General features: G+C 44.8%; 21 protein-coding genes. 10 read left to right on the top strand and 11 right to left on the bottom strand.

What is annotated here, in order from left to right:
* Positions 1–100: 100 nt before the first annotated feature.
* Positions 101–1,483 carry a hypothetical protein gene (locus tag BTA30_RS12785; protein ID WP_076761694.1) on the top strand — a complete coding sequence of 461 codons (1,383 nt, stop codon included), beginning with the start codon at positions 101–103 and terminating at the stop codon, positions 1,481–1,483.
* A gap of 140 nt (positions 1,484–1,623) precedes the next feature.
* Positions 1,624–2,784, top strand: a complete 1,161-nt coding sequence (locus BTA30_RS12780; protein WP_411813156.1) for a M20 family metallopeptidase — start codon at positions 1,624–1,626, stop codon at positions 2,782–2,784.
* A gap of 62 nt (positions 2,785–2,846) precedes the next feature.
* On the opposite strand, the gene BTA30_RS12775 is transcribed toward BTA30_RS12780, so the two are convergent.
* The 3 genes from BTA30_RS12775 to BTA30_RS12765 are packed head-to-tail and all read right to left on the bottom strand — an operon-like array spanning position 2,847 to position 5,566.
* On the bottom strand, positions 2,847–3,557 hold the full coding sequence (locus BTA30_RS12775; protein ID WP_076761692.1) for an EcsC family protein: 711 nt from the start codon (positions 3,555–3,557) through the stop codon (positions 2,847–2,849).
* Between the two features lie 52 nt (positions 3,558–3,609).
* Positions 3,610–4,833 carry an ABC transporter permease gene (locus tag BTA30_RS12770; RefSeq protein WP_076761691.1) on the bottom strand — a complete coding sequence of 408 codons (1,224 nt, stop codon included), beginning with the start codon at positions 4,831–4,833 and terminating at the stop codon, positions 3,610–3,612.
* Entirely contained in the window at positions 4,826–5,566 is a 741-nt protein-coding gene (locus BTA30_RS12765) for an ABC transporter ATP-binding protein (RefSeq protein WP_076761690.1), read from the bottom strand. Before BTA30_RS12765 ends, BTA30_RS12770 begins: the two co-directional genes overlap by 8 nt.
* Positions 5,567–6,088: 522 nt before the next feature.
* On the opposite strand from BTA30_RS12765, the gene BTA30_RS12755 reads away from it, so the two are divergent.
* The 3 genes from BTA30_RS12755 to BTA30_RS12745 all read left to right on the top strand — a co-directional run bounded on the left by BTA30_RS12755 (position 6,089) and on the right by BTA30_RS12745 (position 8,494).
* Positions 6,089–6,520 carry an HIT family protein gene (locus tag BTA30_RS12755; protein ID WP_076761689.1) on the top strand — a complete coding sequence of 144 codons (432 nt, stop codon included), beginning with the start codon at positions 6,089–6,091 and terminating at the stop codon, positions 6,518–6,520.
* A gap of 228 nt (positions 6,521–6,748) precedes the next feature.
* The gene (serC, locus tag BTA30_RS12750; RefSeq protein ID WP_076761688.1) at positions 6,749–7,822 is read left to right on the top strand and encodes a 3-phosphoserine/phosphohydroxythreonine transaminase; all 1,074 of its coding nucleotides are present in this window, start codon (positions 6,749–6,751) and stop codon (positions 7,820–7,822) included.
* Positions 7,823–7,966: 144 nt separating this feature from the next.
* Positions 7,967–8,494 (top strand): tryptophan transporter, encoded by a 528-nt coding sequence (locus BTA30_RS12745; protein ID WP_076761687.1) that lies wholly within the window; start codon positions 7,967–7,969, stop codon positions 8,492–8,494.
* An 88-nt stretch (positions 8,495–8,582) separates the two neighbouring features.
* Here the strand turns inward: BTA30_RS12745 and yhzF are convergent, their stop codons facing one another.
* Positions 8,583–8,774, bottom strand: coding sequence for a membrane protein YhzF (yhzF, locus tag BTA30_RS12740; RefSeq protein WP_076761686.1), 192 nt, complete (start codon positions 8,772–8,774; stop codon positions 8,583–8,585).
* Between the two features lie 167 nt (positions 8,775–8,941).
* Here yhzF and BTA30_RS12735 point away from each other — a divergent pair, with 167 nt between their 5' ends.
* Positions 8,942–9,298 (top strand): YtxH domain-containing protein, encoded by a 357-nt coding sequence (locus BTA30_RS12735; RefSeq protein ID WP_076761685.1) that lies wholly within the window; start codon positions 8,942–8,944, stop codon positions 9,296–9,298.
* Positions 9,299–9,490: 192 nt separating this feature from the next.
* A complete protein-coding gene (locus BTA30_RS12730) occupies positions 9,491–10,111 on the top strand; it encodes an HTH-type transcriptional regulator Hpr (protein ID WP_076761684.1) in 621 nt (206 codons plus the stop codon).
* Here BTA30_RS12730 and BTA30_RS12725 read toward each other — a convergent pair.
* On the bottom strand, positions 10,108–10,455 hold the full coding sequence (locus BTA30_RS12725; protein WP_076761683.1) for a YhaI family protein: 348 nt from the start codon (positions 10,453–10,455) through the stop codon (positions 10,108–10,110). The two genes, BTA30_RS12730 and BTA30_RS12725, sit on opposite strands and share 4 nt — an antisense overlap.
* Before the next feature lie 211 nt (positions 10,456–10,666).
* On the opposite strand from BTA30_RS12725, the gene BTA30_RS12720 reads away from it, so the two are divergent.
* Both BTA30_RS12720 and BTA30_RS12715 read left to right on the top strand, forming a co-directional pair.
* A complete protein-coding gene (locus BTA30_RS12720; RefSeq protein ID WP_076761682.1) occupies positions 10,667–11,182 on the top strand; it encodes a DUF3267 domain-containing protein in 516 nt (171 codons plus the stop codon).
* 109 nt (positions 11,183–11,291) lie between these two features.
* On the top strand, positions 11,292–11,477 hold the full coding sequence (locus BTA30_RS12715; RefSeq protein ID WP_395948168.1) for a hypothetical protein: 186 nt from the start codon (positions 11,292–11,294) through the stop codon (positions 11,475–11,477).
* Positions 11,478–11,526: 49 nt separating this feature from the next.
* Here the strand turns inward: BTA30_RS12715 and BTA30_RS12710 are convergent, their stop codons facing one another.
* The gene (locus BTA30_RS12710) at positions 11,527–11,625 is read right to left on the bottom strand and encodes a YjcZ family sporulation protein (protein ID WP_003180247.1); all 99 of its coding nucleotides are present in this window, start codon (positions 11,623–11,625) and stop codon (positions 11,527–11,529) included.
* A gap of 125 nt (positions 11,626–11,750) precedes the next feature.
* Positions 11,751–11,837, bottom strand: a complete 87-nt coding sequence (locus BTA30_RS12705) for a YjcZ family sporulation protein (protein ID WP_003180245.1) — start codon at positions 11,835–11,837, stop codon at positions 11,751–11,753.
* A 162-nt stretch (positions 11,838–11,999) separates the two neighbouring features.
* Between BTA30_RS12705 and BTA30_RS12700 the strand changes: the two genes are divergently transcribed.
* Complete coding sequence (locus BTA30_RS12700) at positions 12,000–12,857, top strand: peptidylprolyl isomerase (protein WP_076761681.1); 858 nt, start codon at positions 12,000–12,002, stop codon at positions 12,855–12,857.
* 49 nt (positions 12,858–12,906) lie between these two features.
* On the opposite strand, the gene BTA30_RS12695 is transcribed toward BTA30_RS12700, so the two are convergent.
* The 4 genes from BTA30_RS12695 to BTA30_RS12680 all read right to left on the bottom strand — a co-directional run bounded on the left by BTA30_RS12695 (position 12,907) and on the right by BTA30_RS12680 (position 18,408).
* The gene (locus tag BTA30_RS12695) at positions 12,907–13,143 is read right to left on the bottom strand and encodes a sporulation YhaL family protein (protein WP_076761680.1); all 237 of its coding nucleotides are present in this window, start codon (positions 13,141–13,143) and stop codon (positions 12,907–12,909) included.
* Positions 13,144–13,210: 67 nt separating this feature from the next.
* Positions 13,211–14,155: a 3'-5' exoribonuclease YhaM gene (gene yhaM / locus BTA30_RS12690; RefSeq protein ID WP_076761679.1), complete on the bottom strand. Its 945-nt coding sequence runs from the start codon at positions 14,153–14,155 to the stop codon at positions 13,211–13,213.
* Positions 14,156–14,213: 58 nt separating this feature from the next.
* Positions 14,214–17,168: an ATP-binding protein gene (locus BTA30_RS12685; RefSeq protein ID WP_076761678.1), complete on the bottom strand. Its 2,955-nt coding sequence runs from the start codon at positions 17,166–17,168 to the stop codon at positions 14,214–14,216.
* A 13-nt stretch (positions 17,169–17,181) separates the two neighbouring features.
* Positions 17,182–18,408, bottom strand: a complete 1,227-nt coding sequence (locus BTA30_RS12680; protein WP_076761677.1) for a metallophosphoesterase family protein — start codon at positions 18,406–18,408, stop codon at positions 17,182–17,184.
* Between the last annotated feature and the right edge of the window lie 8 nt (positions 18,409–18,416).

Here is an 18,416-nt window from a genome sequence, read left to right as displayed (position 1 = left end):
TGATCGGCAGTTTTTTTATTTCCGAGGAAATGACCCTCTTTCACAATCTTGCAGCCCAAGAATAAGCTGTATAAGGTTCAGGATAACGGGGGAATGAGCATTGGATTTCGAACTAACATCCGTTCATTTTTTGTATTTGGGCTTTATTGTGGCGATTCTCATGTTTATGCTTCTTCGTCTCGATACAACATTTATATCGCTTGCAGGGGTTTTTTTCATTTCCTTATTGGCGACCCATTCCGTAAGCGCCTCTGTCATCGGCGTATTTAACAGTTTAATTTACGCCGCCCGCGAACTCCTCCCGACCATTTTCATCATTTGCTTTATCGTTTCAATGAGTGAGCTTTTAACAAAAACGGGCATTAATGAAACGATGATCACACCCATTGCCAAGTGGATAAAAGGGCCTGTGCTGGCCTATTGGATCACCGGAGCGTTAATGTTTATCATCTCATCCTTTTTTTGGCCATCTCCGGCTGTTGCTCTCGTTGGAGCCGTGCTTCTGCCCGCCGCTCTTAAAGCCGGTCTTTCACCGATGGCCACAGCGGCGGCGATGAACCTGTTCGGCCATGGTTTTGCCCTGTCAGGCGATTTCATCATTCAGGCAGCGCCGAAGTTGACCGGAGATGCCGCCGGGGTTCCGGTCACAGAAGTGATGGCCGCCAGTATTCCGCTCGTTCTGATCATGGGATTTGCGACTACACTGACAGCTTTTTTCATGTTGAAAAAGGAGCGTTCCGCTTCTTATACACGTATTGAAAGCGGCGGCCTGCAGAAAGACGAACCGGAATGGCTTCTTGGTCCGGCAGCGAGAACATGGCTTGCATTCATTGTACCGGTCATTTTCATAAGCGATATTGTCTTGATGTTTATGATGGGCCTGCAGGGGGATGAAGCGACTGCGCTTGTCGGCGGAACTGCTGTTTTCGTGCTCATGCTTATCCATTTTATCGTCTACAAGCATCGATGCCTTGAGAAAATCACCGATTATTTCATTCATGGATTTCAATTCGGTTTTAAAGTGTTTGCTCCCGTCATTCCGATTGCCGCTTTTTTCTACCTTGGCGACGCAGGTTTTGAGAAAGTGATAACAGCCGATATTCCAGGGTTTTCCAACAGGATCGTTCATGATCTCGGCTTGTCTTTTGCCCATTCCGTTCCCCTGTCTCCGGAAATCTCAGCTATTGCGCTGACATTTGCCGGTGCAGTAACAGGACTTGACGGTTCAGGATTTTCCGGCATCTCTCTCGCCGGTTCTGCTGCCAGCATGTTTGCCGCGGCGATTGACGGCAATCCTGCTGTTCTGACAGCCCTCGGCCAAATTTCTGCAATCTGGGTCGGCGGAGGGACGCTTGTTCCTTGGGCAATCATCCCTGTGGCTGCCATTTGTCAAGTCGATCCGTTTGAACTGGCAAGAAAAAATTTTATCCCTGTCGCTGTCGGGCTGACCGTCACGACAATTGCTGCGATATTTCTTTTATAAAACTTGGCAGCAAGGTTGAACAGCGGCTTAAACTGTCATAAAATTATAAAAACTCACCATTCCTAAAAGGAGGAATATTTTTGAGCGCAGCCGCATTAAAGCAAACGATCGATCAGCAGCTCGACAGGCACTACGATGAAATGGTCAAATTGAGGCGCCATTTCCATCAGCATCCAGAGCTCTCTTTTCAGGAAAAGAAAACAGCCGCGTTTATCGCTTCTTATTATAAAGCGCTTGGGATTCCGATTCGCACAAATGTCGGAGGGGGCGGTGTCCTTGCTTACATTGAAGGCGGGCAGCCGGGTCCTGTCATTGCGCTAAGAGCCGACTTCGATGCTCTGCCCATTCAGGATGAAAAAGAAGCGCCTTACAGGTCTACAGTTCCCGGAGTCATGCATGCGTGCGGCCATGACGGCCACACCGCGGCACTGCTCGTTCTCGCAAAAATTTTGAACCAGCATGCGGACGGTTTAAAGGGAAAGATTGTGATGATCCATCAGCATGCTGAAGAATATTCGCCGGGCGGAGCCAAACCGATGATTGAAGACGGCTGTCTCGATGGAGTCGACGTCATTTTTGGCACCCACTTGTGGGCCACAGAGCCGCTTGGAACCGTTCAATACCGAACAGGCCCGATGATGGCAGCCTCTGACCGTTTTACGATTACGATTAACGGTAAAGGCGGCCATGGCGCACAGCCCCATAAAACAAAGGATGCCGTCCTGATCGGTTCACAGATTGTTACCGCCCTTCAAAACATTGTCAGCCGCAGGCTTGATCCCACACAGCCGGCCGTCATCTCAACAGGCTCTTTTCTCGCGGAAAACTCTTTTAATGTGATTGCCGATAAAGCCGTTTTAATTGGAACGGCACGATCCTTCAGCGAGGATATCCGCACCCTTATTGAAAAAGAGATTGAAGAAGTTGTGAAGGGCATTTGCAGCATGCATGACGCCTCTTTTGACTATTTATATGAAAGGGGCTATCCGGCCGTCTGCAATCATCCCCAAGAAACAGCCTTTCTCTCCGAGATCGCCAGAAAGACGGAAGGCGTCCAAAAGGTAACGGAAAGCGAATTGCAAATGGGCGGAGAAGATTTTGCCTATTACCTCCAGCATGTCAAAGGCACCTTTTTCTTTACAGGTGCAAGCCCTGAAAATCCCGAAAATATCTATCCGCACCACCATCCGAAATTTGATATCAATGAAAAAGCGATGCTGATTTCCGCCAAGGTGATGGTCAATGCCGCAATCACTTATCAACAACAGGGAAAAATGTCTGCCGCATCAGCGGATATTTAGCATCTCAGTTGAAAAAATGACCGGTTTTCATCATTTTTGAAGAACAAAAGACAGCCGGATGATCAAAATCCGGCTGTCTCTTTAATGTATCTCAAATGAAAGACATGTCTCGCCGTTTCCCCTAGATGGCCCAGCAGCTTATAATTGGCCGTGCCTCCGATAATTGCCCCGAAGCCAGGAACAAGCTGAAACAATTTAACGAGATCAAGATAATCCCGGTATTCCTGCTGAAATGCCTGCCAATCAATGTCGCATTTTTCAGCTTCCCAATTTTCAATGATGCGGAAAATCTCTTTTCGATGCGCTTCACCAGAAAATGCAAGCTGAAAAATATACAAGAGAAACATTCGCTCTTCCTTCTCCTTGACATCATAGCCGTAAATGGATGCCAATTCAAACAGGCATTTCATTTTAATGCCGAGCAGCAGCGGAAAATCCGCCAATCCGAGAACAACCCCGCCAGCACCTGTTCCGACTCCTTCCACAGCGGCAGCCTTTTGATATTGGGCAATCGTCTTTTGCGCCAATTGGTCTTTTTCCCTTAACGAAAGCGACCCCGTCTCCTTTTGGAGAGTCGTCAAATTTGAACCGAGCAGTGTCGCTTCGACCATCTTTTTAATGCTTTCTGTGACGGCCTTGTGCACTTTGTCGGGAATGCGTGCATTAATCTTTGCCTGGACGCCTTTTGACATCCGCTCGGCCATTGATGGCTTTCGCAGAAACTTTATTTTCCAGCGGCAGGCTTCATCTAAATACAGCTGGTTTTCATTCATGTGCCTTTCACCTCTTCTTTATTCATACTGATGGCAAAAGAAAAGGATTCATTTATCTGCGCGCATTTTTCTTCAGTCTGCTGCTGAAATAAGGCTTCATCACGACAAATATCAAAAGCGCAGAACCGGCCAAACCGAAAAGCGCCCCGGTCCAGTGCATCTTGACGCCGGCAGCGGCGGCTAAAAGGAGCGCCTGAATGCTCAAAACGATGTGGAGGAGCCGGAAGAAACTCTTTCGTCTTTCTTCCTGTCTGACGGGATAGAGCTCCTGCAAAGACAAGTGGGAAAAATGATCAAACAGCGGTGTCAGCTGAATGCCGGTAATAAATACGGTAAAGACGATCAGCAGTGCAGACACCCACTCAATAGTCGAAAAATAAACAATGATGAGTGCGAAAATCACGGTCAGTCTGATGACGATCCCGAAATAATCGTTTGATCTGATGAATGCCCTGCCATACATGTACGCAAATGTCCGGCGCTGATCATACGGGATGGGGCTGAGCATCCAGTCAAGATATGCTCTTCTTTTCGCCTGTTTCCTCAGATGAGGGACATCCGTAAATAAGTTAGCAAGCCTGTAGAACCGCTGTTTTCTCTTGATTTCATCTTCGATATGCAGTTCCCATTTAAAAGACTTTTTCTTATCAACCACTGTAAAATACACGAGCAGAGCGGCCATGATCGCATAAACCGCGATGGCAAAGCCATAGGACGCCTGCAAAACAAAGTAGATGACGATCGTATTGAGAAAAAGGCGGACAACCTGATCCATGATCCGCATGTTTTTTTCGCCGAAAAATGTCATCCTCCATTGCATCGCCATATTCCAGACTTTTAATACAAGCAGCTGAATGAATAACATCAAATAAGCCGATAATGTCTTGCCGCTCACCTCGAAATACAGCGGCGTTAAAGCGAGCATCACAGCAATCAGCGGAAACAGCTGCGTGATCAAACTGAACCGGAAGGCCTGCTTAAGATAAGGCTTCATTTTTGCTTCAAGAGGCAATAAAAACACAAGATCGGCTTCTTTGATCAACGTTCTGACATAGGAGCCCGTCAAAATAAACGAAAACAGGACGGCCATCAGCCAGTAGGCCGGAAATCCTTCCGGCATCTCTTTCAGCCATTTGCTGTACCAGCTCGCAGCCCCTGCCAGGAAAAAAATCATGACGATGACGAGATGATCATTCAGCATATATTTCAAATAGGATCTTGTTTCTTTTATATACTCCTCGATTCTTGTCTTCCAGATCCCTTGAATGCTATTCATAGCTCTCTTCCTTCGTCAGTTCAAGATACAGATCATCAAGGGTCGCCTCTTTCATCGAAAACTGTTCTCTGAGCTCTTCAAGCGTCCCTTTTGCACGCACTTCGCCATTATGTAGAATAATAAATGCATCACAATACCGCTCTGCGGTTGCTAAAATATGCGTTGACATCAAAACGGCCGCCCCGTTTTTCTTCGCTTCATTCATCCGTTCAAGCAAAGCGTTGATCGCCAGCGGATCAAGGCCGAGAAAAGGCTCGTCAATAATGTAGAGGTCAGGCTCCACCAAAAAAGCGCACATAATCATGACCTTCTGCTTCATTCCTTTTGAAAAATGAGCCGGGAACCACTTGAGGCGCTTCTCCATCCTAAACTCCTTTAACAGCGGAGGCAGCCTTTTTTCAAACGTATCTTTCGATAAACCATAGGCCATCGCGGTCAATTCCAAATGCTCCTTCAGCGTGAGTTCCTCATATAAAATCGGTGTTTCCGGGATAAACGTGAATTGGGAACGGTAGCTTTCCGGATCTTCCATGAACGTCTTGCCGTTCAGCTCAACAGATCCTTTGTGCGGCTCCATCAGTCCGATAATATGGCGAATCGTCGTACTTTTCCCGGCTCCGTTCAAGCCGATCAATCCGACGATCTGCTCCCGTTCAATCGTAAATGAAACATCGCGCAGCACCGGGTTTCTTGTATATCCTCCAGTCAGATCTTTAACGGTCAGTAGTGACATACGTTCGTTCCTTTCCTGCATTTTTCTTAATAGTACCAAAAACAAGGAGGTATTTGAAACGTTTTCCCTCCGGCTATCTAAAAAGAAAAACGAATAATCGAAAACAGTTCGGGACAGTCTAAGTTGTGAAGAAGGAGAGCTGATCAACTCTGGCGAATGAGGTGTTTGTCAAAGACAATAATCCGGCAAGAGTCTTGAGTATGAAACATGTCAAAGCTTAGAAATTTCTTTCATCCACTGAATTGAGAAAGCATCCGATTCATATGACAATATGTCGTTTGAAAAAGATGTGACGATCAAATGAGGTGTTTGTCGCAGGAAATGTATAGGCGTTCCAAGTCTTCATTTTCAGGAAAAATGGGGTGCTTGCAAAAGGCAAGAAACGTTTCTTAATGAAAACAGCGAACCTTCTTCAGGCAGGGTGAACGCGGGAGCCGTTCATCCTGTTTTCGTGTTTCTGTGAAAATTGTGGTAATATGATGCTTATACATAACCTTTCCTAATGGAAAAAGGAGGAAAAGTATGAGCGATTGTATTTTTTGCAAAATCATTAATGGAGAAATTCCTTGTGCAAAGGTATTTGAAAATGAACACGTCATGGCTTTTCTCGATATTAGCCAAGTAACGAAAGGACACACCCTTGTCATTCCCAAAGTCCACAAAACCAACATATATGAAATGACTCCTGATGTTTCAAGGGAATTTTTCGAAGCAGTTCCAAAAATCGCCCAAGCCATCAAAGATGAGTACGAACCGATCGGTTTAAACCTGCTGAACAACAATGGCGAAAAAGCGGGACAGTCCGTCTTTCATTATCACATGCACATTATTCCCCGCTACGGGAAGGGAGACGGATTCGGCGCCGTCTGGAAAACACATGCTGACGATTATTCACCCGAAGATTTGCAGTCAATCGCCTCTTCCATCAACAGCCGTTTGACTCAGTCTTCATAAACAAAAGCTTTTCAAGGGGGCATTGTTCGAAGCGATGCCCCTTTTTCGTTTTAAGTCCCCTTTCTTCTTCCCGCTTGTCATAAAACCTTCACATATGTTGATCCCTCTTGATGGGCCTAGAATCTGTATTGCTCTATATTTCACACAATTCAAATTTTTTATGTATAACGGGAACCTTTTATGATAGGATTGTTTTATATTTTTATACATGAACAGGGAGCGATTGTGATGATACGTACAACGAACTTTAATGCAGGACCTGCGGCATTGCCTTTAGAAGTGTTACAAAAGGCGAAAGACGAGTTTATTGATTTCAACGGTGCAGGGATGTCTGTAATGGAGCTCTCCCACCGCAGCAAAGAGTATGATGCCGTTCATCAAAAAGCGAAAGCTCTTTTAAAGGAACTGATGGAGATACCTGACGATTATGAGATTTTGTTTCTCCAAGGCGGAGCAAGCCTACAGTTTTCAATGATTCCGATGAACTTTCTCTCCAGCGAAAAAACGGCGCACTTCGTCATGACCGGGTCATGGTCTGAAAAAGCGCTCGCAGAAGCAAAGCTGTTTGGAAACACATCGGTCATCGCGTCAAGTGAAACCGATACTTACAGCTATATCCCGGAAGTCACGGAGATCCCGGCAGACGGAGCGTACCTTCATCTGACATCCAACAACACAATATTCGGAACACAGTGGCAGCAGTTTCCCGACTCTCCGATCCCGGTAGCGGTTGATATGTCGAGCGACATTTTGAGCAGAAAAATCGATGTGTCCCAGTTTGACATCATCTATGCCGGAGCCCAAAAAAACCTGGGACCTTCAGGCGTCACCGTCGTCATCATGAAGAAAGAATGGCTCGAAAAAGAAAACGAACAAGTGCCGAAAATCTTAAAGTACTCAACACACGCAAAAGCGAATTCGCTCTACAACACCCCTCCGACTTTTGCGATTTATATGCTGTCACTTGTGCTTGAGTGGCTGAAAGAAAAAGGCGGTCTCGCTGCAACCGAAAAACGCAACAGCGAAAAGGCGGAGATTTTATACAAGGCGATTGATGAAAGCGGCGGATTTTACCGCGGCCATGCGAGAACAGACAGCCGTTCAAACATGAATGTCACCTTTACGCTTAAAAATGATGAACTGACCAAATCATTCATCGCGAAGGCGAAGGAAGAAAAAATGTCAGGCCTTGGCGGACACCGTTCAGTCGGCGGCTGCCGTGCATCGATCTACAATGCCGTATCTGTTGAAGACTGCGAGAAATTGGCGGCCTTTATGAAAAGATTCCGGGAAGAAAACTAATTTTTTATCCTTATGATGGAAGCTGCCGAAAAGGGCTTCCCCATTCATTCAAAAGTTTGATATACTACTAGAAAGCTTTCGCAATAAATGGCGAGCATATTATTGGAAAGCATAAAAAGAGCCTGAGATGAGGAGAGAATAGAGATGAAAACAAAAGAATTAGTGGCAATGGCCCTGTTTGTCGCCATTGGAGCAGCACTGCACGCCGTCATTCCGCCTTTTTTCTACGGAATGAAGCCGGATATGATGCTGATTATGATGTTTATGGGAATCATTTTGTTCCCTAGAGTGCAGAATGTGCTTGTCATCGGAATTGTGACTGGCATTATTTCCGCTTTAACGACTGCATTTCCGGGAGGACAGCTGCCAAACATCATTGATAAACCGATAACAGCTTTGATGTTCTTCGCCGCTTTCCTTGCTGTGAAAAAGCTTGGCAGCAAAACATTTGCGGCTTCCGGATTAACTGCTGCAGGAACGATCCTTTCTGGAACCATCTTCCTTACAGCGGCACTTTTCATAGTGGGACTGCCTGGAAACCAGGGATTTATTGCACTGTTCACTGTTGTCGTTTTACCGGCGACACTGATCAACACGATCGCCATGGTCGTGATCTTTCCGATCGTGCAGTCAATCATGAAACGCTCAAGACTGATCGAACAAGTCAAATAACCAAAACCTCTTTAAGAAAGGTCTATTCCTTTTTTGAAGAGGTTTTTTTCGTTTCGATGGTCAAAAAAAGAGGAATCCACCCGATATTTTATATAAGAAGCTGAATAAAAAACAGGAGCAAGAGCACTAGTCCTGCGCTTCCCGTACAAAAAAGCGCTTTTTGTTTAAGGACGCGTTTCGGCGGATAAGATGTAGAATATCCGAGAAGTCTTAAATAGTAAAAGGAGCCGGCGGTGAAAACAGCGCATAAAATGAGCAAAACGATGATGATGACAGACAACCCTCTCCCTCCTTTTTAAAAAAGTATGCTAAAATAAAGCAAGCTATGCAGAAGTTTCTGCTTTGAGGGAATTCAGACAAGACAAGCTTCACACTTTTAAATCATGAAAAGGCTGGCGCTTTAGCCTGAATGCCTGACCTTTCAAAAATATAAACGGGGTGATGTACATGTCAAAAGGCCGATCTTTAGCAGCTGGACTGATTGTAGGAGGAGTTATCGGCGGAATTGCAGGTTTGCTTTCCGCACCGACTTCAGGAAAGAAATTGAGAGGACAACTCAAAGCCAACTGCGGAACATTTGAAGATACTGTCAAAAGATTGAAAAGCGACGGGCTTGCTTTAAAAGAGCAAGTTGTCAAAACCGCCAGAGAAGGCGCTGAAATCATTAAAGACGTCGGCAGCGAACTGCAGACATCCATCCAGGAGTGGCGCGAAGAAATCAAGCCGCAGCAGCAGGACCTAAAAAAAGAAATCGCTGATATTGAAGAAAAGATCAAACAACTGGAGAAAACCTTACAAAACTAATATACTCAGCGAAAAAAATGAACCTTTAAAAAGGGGTGTGAATGGACATTTTCACGCTCTTTTTTTAATCAAAATGCTGGTTTCACACCGAAATGATGGATTTTTTAAAAATTTCGTAAATTTACATCTTTATTAATCTTTATTTTATTGGCATAATAGAAATTATAAGATAAAGAGAAGCAGGTGAAGTGAATGAATCGAGCGGAAGAGCCCTATACAGTGAAAGAAGCCCTTTTATTCAGTCAACGAATGGCACAGCTCAGCAAGGCGCTTTGGAAATCGATAGAAAAGGATTGGCAGCAATGGATTAAGCCTTATGATCTCAACATTAACGAGCATCATATTTTGTGGATTGCCTACCAGCTGAACGGAGCTTCAATTTCTGAAATTGCCAAGTTCGGCGTCATGCATGTTTCCACAGCGTTTAATTTTTCAAAAAAGCTTGAGGAAAGAGGATATCTTGAGTTCTCCAAAAAATTAAACGACAAACGCAATACGTATATTCAGCTGACGCGAAAAGGCGAAGAAGTTTTCCTTGAAATCCTCGAGTCTTATGACCCGTCCCGGAACGCTGTCCTAAAAGGCGCTCAGCCCCTTCATCAGCTTTATGGGAAATTCCCTGAAATCGTTGAAATGATGTCTATCATCCGCCATATTTACGGCGATGATTTCATGGAAATTTTCGAAAAATCGTTTTCTAATATTGAAAATGAATTTATCAGTGAAGAGGGCAAAATGAAGAAAAAAGAAGAAGCGAAGGAATCCGGGGAATTGATAGAGATGGCCAAACCGCTTGAGCCTATTAAAAACTAAGCCAGATCGTATTGTTTGATGATGCTGATAAACTCGCTCATCAGCGGTTTGTAAAGACCTTGTCTGTGAAGGGCGAAAATCGTTTCGTGCACTTCAAGTTTTTCATTTAACTGTCCGGCAAAAAGCGTAAGGAGATGGTCGAACATCACATATCCTTGCGCTTTTTGTGCTTCCAGCTCCATCGCGAGTTCCTCGCACAGCTTTTCCGTTTCCTTTGCTTCTTCCTCTGATAAGCCCTGTTCAATCAGCATTTTATAATATGGATATTGATCCATATCCGCTGTGTTCAGCAGCAGCTTCATATAATATTCCAACCGCTCAAGACGATGTTCAAATGAATTCATATTTGTCTTCTCTCTCCCTTTCCCTTATTTTAGCCGAAATTGCCTTTTGATGAAAGTTCAACGTAAAGATTTCCGTTCCTTTTAGGGTCCTCTAAATTCTTTGTAAAATAACGAAATTTTTTTCGAAAAAGCATTGATTTTTCTCATGCAGAGGAGTAAATTATTCTGAGGATTTCATATATCATTTTTTTGAAACGGAAGGATGTTACGTATGAGTTGCTGGAAAACCATCAATCTGATTAGAGATTATGGAGGCATGCGCATTGGGCTTACTGCCATCAGTTTAATGATTTTATTTTTTATTCCCGAATATTTGGCTATGCAGCTTATCCATCCGCAAACCGTTCAGAGAGGCGACCATGCTCTTTTGTTTGCCGGGCTTTTATTGGCGGCGATTATCGCACATAAAATCCTTCACATTTTACCGATAATCAGTAAGAAAAGAATAGAAAAAAAGATATTTTGGCTGAAAATGAGAACATGGAGAGAAATACCGAAAAATACGATGCTTGTTTCTCTTCTATGCCCATTCCTCATCATTACACCCGTTTTTTTCTATGCGGGGGCCGTGATGCCAAGCTTTGCCCACTATTTCTGCATCATTTCCAGCATCCATTTTGGTTATTGTCTGCCGGACTTTTTGTTTGCCTGGAAATTGGTCAAAGCGCCGAAGAATTGCTTTGTAGATCAAGAAGCCGATGATTTCGATATTTTAATTCAAAAATAAAGGGAGACTGACACTTGGAAAATCCCTTTTTTTCAGTCTATTTTCTATCTTTTTTAATAAATATTTGGTAATGTAGTATGGAGTATAAACAGAGAGAGGGGGATCTCCTATTATCCTTTTTTATTTCATCTTGTTCGCGGTCTTTACTGTGTTCAACATAAACAAGCTTACAAACTCTTTATGCCTTGTCAGAGAGATTCCTGAAGAACGGCAGGATAAGGTATTCAGAATGATCAACGTGCTGATCTTGATTTTATTGATCTCATCATTTATTGAAATTTCCTTCACGGTGTAAAGAAAAAGGATAGCTGCCGGTTATGATACGGCAGCTATCCTTTTGTTTATTAGCATATCCAAGAAGCACCAATAATAATTAATAAAATGAACAGAACCACCAGCAGTGCAAAGCCGCCAGCAAAACCTCCTGCGTAACCGTCGCCCATATTGACACCTCCTCTGTCCCAGTCGTTACATTAGTGTATGCACGAATGTCATGAAACGATTAGGCTCTTCACACAAAAGAAAAGAACCGCCTGAAAAAAGCGGTTCTTTCCCTATTTTCTAGGTTTTAGTACAGATAAGCTGCACCAACGATGATTAACAAAATAAATAACACGACCAATAAAGCAAAACCGCTTGAGTATCCTCCGCTCATGTTATTGACCTCCTTTTCTTGATCACTATATTTGTATGACCGGGAAAGAAATTTGACTAGACGGATGCCCCTCTGTTGAAAATCTTTTTACAGCATGTCAGAATATGATATGATACAATTCAAAGGAAGTTTAAACTGTAACGATTAGGAGTGTTAGCATTTATGAAGAAGATTGCAATTGCGGCGATTACGGCGACAAGCGTTTTGGCTCTCAGCGCGTGCAGCGGGGGAGATTCTGAAGTTGTTGCTGAAACTAAAGCTGGAAATGTAACAAAAGAAGAGCTTTATAATGTTCTAAAAGAAAATGCCGGAACGGACGCGCTGAACATGCTTGTTCAACAAAAAGTGCTCGATGATAAATACGACGTCTCCGACAAAGAAATCGACAAAAAGCTGAACGAGTACAAAAAAACAGCGGGAGACCAGCTTGATGCGCTCATCGACCAGAAAGGCGAAGGCTACGTCAAGGATCAGATTAAATATGAGCTCCTGATGAAAAAAGCCGCAAAGGATAACATAAAAGTAACCGATGATGACGTAAAAGAATATTATGACAGCTTAAAAGGCAAAATCCGCGCAAGCCATATTCTTGTAAAAGAAAAGAAAACCGCGGAGGAAGTTGAGAAAAAACTGAAAAAAGGCGAAAAATTTGAAGACCTTGCAAAAGAGTATTCAACTGACGGCACCGCTGAAAAAGGCGGAGATCTCGGCTGGTTTGCCAAAGAAGGCGAAATGGATGAAGCGTTCAGCAAAGCCGCTTTCGCTTTAAAAACAGGTGAAGTCAGCGATCCGGTTAAAACTGACTACGGATACCACATCATTAAGAAAACCGAAGAACGCGGCAAATACGAAGACATGAAAAAAGACTTGAAAAAGCAAGTCAAAGAACAAAAACAAAATAATCAAACTGAGCTCCAGTCTGTTATTGACAAGCTTGTGAAAGACGCTGATTTAAAAGTAAAAGACAAAGACCTGAAAAAACAGGTTGAACAGTCTCAGTCACAGACAAGCAGCAGCTGATTTCAGCAAAAAAGCTGTCCTCCCCTTTTACGGGGCCGGACAGCTTTTTTTATGCAATAGAATGGTTGTTTTCCGCTGAATTCTCACACTGTTCGTCTTTTTCATCGACAGAACGTTTCATTCGCCTTTCTTTTTCCTTTTCCATCCGCTCGATATAAATGCGGCCTTCTTTTTCTATAAAAGCCTGATCGATCTTTTCTTCTTCCTTTGCCGTCGTCATCAGCTTATAGGCGCTGAATATGATACCGACAATACAAAGGTAGACCCACCACGGAAACAGCAGCACGGCTTTTCCCCCTTTTTCAAAAAGCTGTATATCAGACATTATGCAAAAGGGAGACAAGTTATGACGTTTATTTATGAAAAACAGGCTTGTAGAAGGAACGGTTATCCAAAGCAAACACGCGCTCAGTGTACTCCCCTGGCTTGACCCGTTCGAGCGCTCTGTCCATCATATTGATTTTCGCGTCAAGATTGTCGATATAATGAAGGACTTCCGCCTCTTTGACCATCGGCGGCTTCGGGCTCCCCCATTCAGGCTTGCCGTGATGGCTTAAAATCAAATGCTGAAGAATAAGCACTTCTTCGGAGTCGATTTGAAGCTCTTCAGCGGCTTTTGAGATCTCCGTCACCATGATCGAAATATGGCCGAGTAGATTCCCTTCAACGGTATAAGTGGTTGACACCGGGCCGGAAAGCTCTTTGACCTTACCAAGATCGTGCAGGATGACACCGGCATACAAAAGATCACGATCAAGCGCCAGATACAAATCTGCGACCGATTTGGCCAGCTGCAGCATGGAGACAACGTGGTAAGCCAGTCCTGATACGAACTCATGATGATTTTTCGTCGCGGCCGGAAAGTCGATGAATTCATTCCCGTATTTTTTGACGAGGTGTCTCGTGATTCGCTGTATATTCGGATTTTTCATTTCAAAAATATATTGGGTGACCATTTCCATCATTTCATTCTTCGGGATCGGAGCGGTCTCCAAAAAATCGTCGATTTGAACATTTTCATGTTCGCCCGCAGGTCTGATATTCCTCAGCTTCAGCTGGTTCCGTCCGCGGTAATGATGAATGTCCCCGACCACTTTGACGATCGTCTGCGGTCCATAGGTCGTTTCATCATGCTGTTTAGCGTCCCAAAGCTTTGCTTCAATATCTCCTGACTGATCCTGCAGCATCAGTGTTAAAAACGGTTTTCCGTTGCTTGCGATCCCTTTTGTTGACGATTTGATGAGCAAATACATATCCACCTGCTCGCCAACTTCATGCAACAATATACCTTTTGCCATTATAAAGCTCCCTCCGTTTTCATACATAAAATCATTATAGCACAGACCTAGTTTAACCTTATTTTTCCATCTCCTTCAAGAGTGGTGAAAGCTGTATCACCTCTTCCTCGCAAAAAGCCTTCCTCACATGTTCATGACAGGTAAAATATAATATTTGCTGATCTTCGCCTGAAAGCTGTTTTAAAATGTCCAGCACTTGTTTGAACCTTTCATGATCAAAGTGAACAAAGCTGTCATCAAGCTGAAAAGGCAGCTTGATCCCCTTTTGGTGGGACAGAGCAAGCGCAAAGCGTATCGCTAAATAAAGCTGTTCACAGGTCGCCTGGGACAGCTCATGAGCATGAAAAACAGCGCCGTCTCTTCTCAACACCATGATGGAGTCATCTGTTTCAGAAAAATAAATTTTTTCATAACGTCCGCCTGTTAACGGCTTTAATAGAGATTCGGCCGTTTGTAAAAGCTTCGGAAGCCGAACCTTCTTATGATCTTCTATCCTGTTTTTAACCGCCTGCCTGACCAGCTTAACAGAAGCCCACTTTTTGGCAAGCAGAGCGACTTGCTCTTTTTGCATTTCCACCTTGTGGACAAGCTCGGATACCGTGCCGGATTCCTCCAGCCTGTGCTGTTCAGCCAAAAGCACCGCAGCTTTTTCCCTCTCCTCTTTCAAAAGCTTGTCTGTCCGGTCTTTTTTTTCTTTGGCCTCGGCCAGCTTCTCTTCAAGATCGACAAGAGCATGGTTCGCTGCGAGCATGATGGCCTTCTCATCTTTTTTGCCGAGTTCTGCTTTGATCCGGCCTAGCCTTGTTTTCAATTCCTTTCTGATTTGATCGCGCTTTGCCAGCTCGATAAACGTATCTCGGCCGTCTGCTCCGGCCTTTTTATACAAGGCCGCGATTTGCGATTTAAAATACTCCGCTTCTCTCGCCAATTCTTTTATTTGTTCTTCTGTGTGCTTAAGGGACAAATCCGCTTCCTGTTTCTTCCGAAGTTTTTCTTTTTCTGATTCAAGCCCGCTTTTCAGCTTGAACATCAGCTCCTGTACGCTTCCTTCAGGATGGTGAAGGAGTGAGGCAAGCTGGCTTGAGCGCTCTTCAAATGATGTCCTTTTTGATTGGAGGCGGCTTCGCTCATCTTTCATTTCCCTCATTTTTGTTATTTCCGTTTTAAGATCTTTGATCAAGGCATAAGCGTCAGATAAAAAAGACGGGTCAATTGACACGTTCAGCTCTTTTAAATAGCGGTCTGTCTGTTCCTGATAAGGATACATGTCCTTTTCCCATTCTTCGAATTTCCGAATCGCCCTTTCGTAGTCCGCTTCCTTCTGCCGGAGCTCAGCCTGTTTTGCGATGAAGAGCTGTCTGTTTTGATCATCTCGCCACAGTTCTTCTCTTAAGGTATTCAGTTCAGATCCGCTTTCTTCGGCGCTGCGTTCTGCGTCTTCAAGCTGTTTTTGAATGAATACCGCAACAGAAGACGGCTCCGGCTTCTTCAAAGCAAAGAGCAGCAACAGGAGCGAAACAGGGACGATAAAAACAGCTGGAAGCCACTCTTGCAAAAACAGCGCCCCCAGACTTCCGGCAATAGCTGCTAAAAGCGCCCCGGCAGCTAAAGCTTTCCTTTTTTTCGCCCGCACTTTTTGTTCACGCTTCAGAACTGACAGCTGGCCGAGCAGCTCTTCCCGTTTTACCGATTGTCCGCCGGCGGCTGCCATTCGGCTCAGCGCCTCCTCTTTTTGTTTGCGAATGTCGTCCGGCAACACCTCGTTTGCAACGTCGGCATAAGCTTGTTCCGCTTCTTCAAGATCAGTCCTCGCCTGTTCAAAGCGTTCATCAAGCTCCCGTTTCTGCTCGCGCAATCGGAGAAAAGCCTGAACCGACTCCTGCAGCCTCCACTCGTATTCGTAGGTGGTGTCCGCCTTGAGTATCTCCGCTTCGCTTGCAATTTTCAGCCGGGCCATCCCCGCCTGAATCCTTTCATCCGTTTGTTTCAGCTGATCGGCCAGCGTCATGATTTTCTCTATGTATGATTGGTAAAGCGGATACTCTGACAGCAGCTCTTCAATTTGCGCTTCATACTGCAAATGACCTTCCGATGGTGCAAGAGCTTCCGCCTGCTTTGCCAAATCGCATCTTTTTTCTTCCAGCGCCTTCAGCTGAGCCATTTTCGGATGAAGATGAGATTCGTACTTTTCAAGTTCAAAAAGCCCTGCCTCAGGGAAGGCATTTTCCAAGGCGCCGCCTTCTGCATCAAGCTGTGCGGCCAGCTGCCGTTCTTCCTCCTTCAGCGGATGAATCTCGATCGCCCGTTCAATCTGCGAGATGTAATGGCCGAGGTCTTTGAGCAGCTGTTCGTTCTCCTTCATGGACAACTCAACCGCTTTTTTTCCGCTCAGTATATGATGATAATCGCCTTCACGCGCTTTAGCCTTTTTCAGCTCTTCTGAAAGCCTTTTTAATTGTTCTAGCTCCTGGTTGAGCTCTGGCTTTCGCCCGTTCGGTTTAAACAGCTCTTCCTGCCTTTTCGTCAGGCCGGCATCCATCTTCGAAATGGCATCTGATCCGAATAGACTGGAGAAAAGCAAAAACCGGCCGATTTGATCACGGTTAAATTTGTGAATTTCCTGAAGCCCGAATACATCAAACGAGTAAATCGCCTTGTACAGCCGCCTGTCGATGTTAGACAACAGCTGTTTTAAAAAGTCCTCTGACCGGGTGCTTCCGTCTTCTAAAAAAACGTTTACCCGTTCAGGTTTTCCCGCGATCCGTTCGATGCGGATATTGCCCAATTCAGGATGCCGGGCTTCGAGCATTCCTCCGTAAATGCCGCCTGTCTTCGGTTCATACCTTTTTGTTTTCGGAAAACCGAACAGCATGCTTTCTATAAATGACATGAGCGTCGTTTTCCCGGCTTCATTCAGCCCATAGATTAAGTGAAGGTTGGCAGCAGGTGACAGGCGAAATGTCTGGTTCACAAACTTTCCGTATCCGTATATATGTATAGCGTGAATATTCACCCCGTATCCTCCCTTATCTTCTGATTGTCTTCAGCTCATGAAGCAGGACCTTTTCCGCCTGAAGGCGAATGTCGTGCAAATCCTCTTCACTAAACCGCTCTCCGTACCTTCTGAAGACGGGGTGCCGCTTTAAATCGTCAAGAATCAGGCCGAATTCTTGAAACTCATTGATTTCACGGGTCAGCTCCTGAAAGAACGCATCATTTTCTATTCCCGTCATACCGCTTTCAGTACGATCTTCGACAGCGGCAAGCCAGATGAATGCTTCTTTTTCCTGCTCTTCCTCGTGAAAGGTGTCAAGCAGCTCTTCTGTCATGACCGACGCTCCGTCAGCCAAATAATGAGGCGCTTCTCCAGTCAGTACGGCTTTGATGAAAACGGGCTTCCCTTTGTTTCTGAAAGATTGAAAAACGTCTTCGATGCGATTGATTAAGTCAGTTAAATGCCGTGTTTCCGATACGTCGATGTCAATCGTTTCCCAAAGGACATCTGAGGCGGCTTTAAATTCAAAAGACAGTTCGCCTTCACGGGCTTTGACGAGATAGCAGCCTTTCTCGCCGGTTTCTTTCATATGGCGGGATTGTGTGTTTCCGGAATAAATCACCGCCGGATGTTCGGCTGAAATGACCTGTCTTTTATGAATATGGCCGAGCGCCCAATAATCCATTTCACCGTTTTTTACATCTTGCAGGGAAAAAGGGCAGTACGGATCATGGCCGCTTTCACCTGAAAGGGTCCCGTGAATCATGCCGATATGGAGAGGGGCGTCCGTCGTTCTTTTCATTTCGGAAGCCTTGTTCTCAAATACCGACCGTTCAGGATAGCTGTATCCATAGATGCTCGCTTGAAGCCGGCCGTCCTTGTAAAATGATTTCTCCTCAACATCTTCCGAGGAGAACATATGAACATTGTCCGACCATTCAATCGGCGTCCACTCCCCGCCCAAATGATCATGGTTTCCGAAAATCACATAAGCGTGGATGCCGTTTTCCTGAAGCCTTAAAAACTGTTTTCGCAAAAACATTTGCGCTTTTAAGCTGCGGTTTGCTTCATCGAAAAGGTCTCCGGCCAGTAAAATGAAATCCGCCTGTTCATCGATAGCAATCTGGAACACATTCGCGGCGCTTGTAAATGTACTGTTTTTAATCCGCCGGTATATCCTTTCGGGAAGCCGGCTGATGCCGTGAAACGGACTGTCCAGATGGAGGTCGGCCGCATGAATGAAGGTTAGGTTTGTCAATCTTCTGC

Origin of the sequence: Bacillus swezeyi (genome assembly GCF_001969815.1) — a bacterium.
Taxonomy (GTDB): Bacteria; Bacillota; Bacilli; order Bacillales; family Bacillaceae; genus Bacillus; species Bacillus swezeyi.
This window is presented reverse-complemented; position numbering and strand designations above follow the sequence as displayed.